At 69.2% G+C, this 1,707-nt stretch carries 1 protein-coding gene and 1 pseudogene; both read right to left on the bottom strand.

What is annotated here, in order from left to right; genetic code table 11:
- On the bottom strand, positions 1-638 hold a 638-nt coding region (locus tag AB0O67_RS37300), incomplete at its 3' end, for a 2-oxoacid:ferredoxin oxidoreductase subunit beta (RefSeq protein WP_365460552.1).
- Positions 631-1,707, bottom strand: a pseudogene (locus AB0O67_RS37295) (2-oxoglutarate ferredoxin oxidoreductase subunit alpha); the annotation flags it as partial. The pseudogene AB0O67_RS37295 and the gene AB0O67_RS37300, both read right to left, overlap by 8 nt.

Here is a 1,707-nt window from a genome sequence, read left to right as displayed (position 1 = left end):
GTGCCGGGGTGGGCGGCGGCGGCGCGCAGGACCTCGGTGAGGTGTTTGCGGTCGGAGTCGACGGTGCGGGCGACGAACGACGCCTCGGCGCCCAGGGCCAGGGAGACCGGGTTGAAGGGGGCGTCCAGCGAGCCCATCGGGGTCGATTTGGTGATCTTGCCGACCTCGGAGGTGGGGGAGTACTGGCCCTTTGTCAGGCCGTAGATACGGTTGTTGAACAGCAGGATCTTGAGGTTGACGTTGCGGCGCAGGGCGTGGATGAGGTGGTTGCCGCCGATGGAGAGTGCGTCGCCGTCGCCGGTGACGACCCAGACGGACAGGTCGCGGCGGGAGGCGGCCAGGCCGGTGGCGATCGCGGGGGCCCGGCCGTGGATGGAGTGCATCCCGTAGGTGTCCATGTAGTACGGGAAGCGGGAGGAGCAGCCGATGCCGGAGACGAAGACGATGTTCTCCTTCGCCAGACCCAGTTCGGGCATGAAGCCCTGTACGGCGGCAAGGATCGCGTAGTCACCGCAGCCGGGGCACCAGCGCACTTCCTGGTCGGACTTGAAGTCCTTCATGGACTGCCTGCCCGCGGCCTTGGGCACCAGGGACAGCGCTTCGATCGTGCCGCTGCCTTCCAGGGACGTCTCAGCCATCGATGGCCTCCTTCAGCGCCGCGGCCAGCTGCTCGGCCTTGAACGGCATGCCGTTGACCTGGGTGTACGACTGGGCGTCCACGAGGTACTTCGCCCGGATCAGCGTGGCGAGCTGACCGAGGTTCATCTCGGGGATCACCACCTTGTCGAAACGCGCCAGCACCTCTCCCAGATTCCGCGGGAACGGGTTCACGTGACGCAGATGCGCCTGCGCGACGGGGAGCCCGGCCGTGCGCAGCCGCCGTACCGCCGCCGTGATCGGCCCGTACGTCGACCCCCAGCCCAGTACCAGGACCTTCGCGTCGGCGGGGTCGTCGACCTCGACGTCGGGGACGTCGATGCCGTCGATCTTCGCCTGCCGGGTGCGGACCATGAAGTCGTGGTTGGCCGGGTCGTAGGAGATGTTCCCGGTGCCGTCCTGCTTCTCGATGCCGCCGATCCGGTGTTCCAGACCGGGCGTGCCCGGGACCGCCCAGGGGCGGGCGAGGGTGTGCGGGTCGCGCTTGTAGGGCCAGAAGGCCTCGGTGCCGTCCTCCAGGGTGTGGTTCGGGCCCTGCGCGAACTGCATCGTCAGATCCGGCAGCTCCTCCAGCTCCGGGATCCGCCACGGTTCGGAACCGTTGGCGAGATACCCGTCGGAGAGCAGGAAGACCGGAGTGCGGTAGGTCAGCGCGATCCGCGCCGCCTCCAGCGCCGCACCGAAGCAGTCCGCCGGCGTGCGCGGCGCCACGATCGGTACCGGAGCCTCACCGTTGCGCCCGAACATCGCCTGCAGCAGGTCGGCCTGCTCGGTCTTGGTCGGCAGACCGGTCGAGGGTCCGCCGCGCTGGATGTCCACCACCAGCAGCGGCAGCTCCAGCGACACGGCCAGCCCGATCGTCTCGCTCTTGAGCGCCACACCCGGCCCCGACGTGGTCGTCACGGCCAGGGAACCGCCGAAGGCCGCGCCCAGCGCCGCACCGATACCCGCGATCTCGTCCTCGGCCTGGAACGTGCGCACGCCGAAGTTCTTGTGCCGGCTCAGCTCGTGCAGGATGTCCGAGGCCGGCGTGATGGGGTACGAGCCCAG

The organism is Streptomyces sp. NPDC086077, assembly GCF_040686175.1.
GTDB lineage: Bacteria > Actinomycetota > Actinomycetes > Streptomycetales > Streptomycetaceae > Streptomyces.
This window is presented reverse-complemented; position numbering and strand designations above follow the sequence as displayed.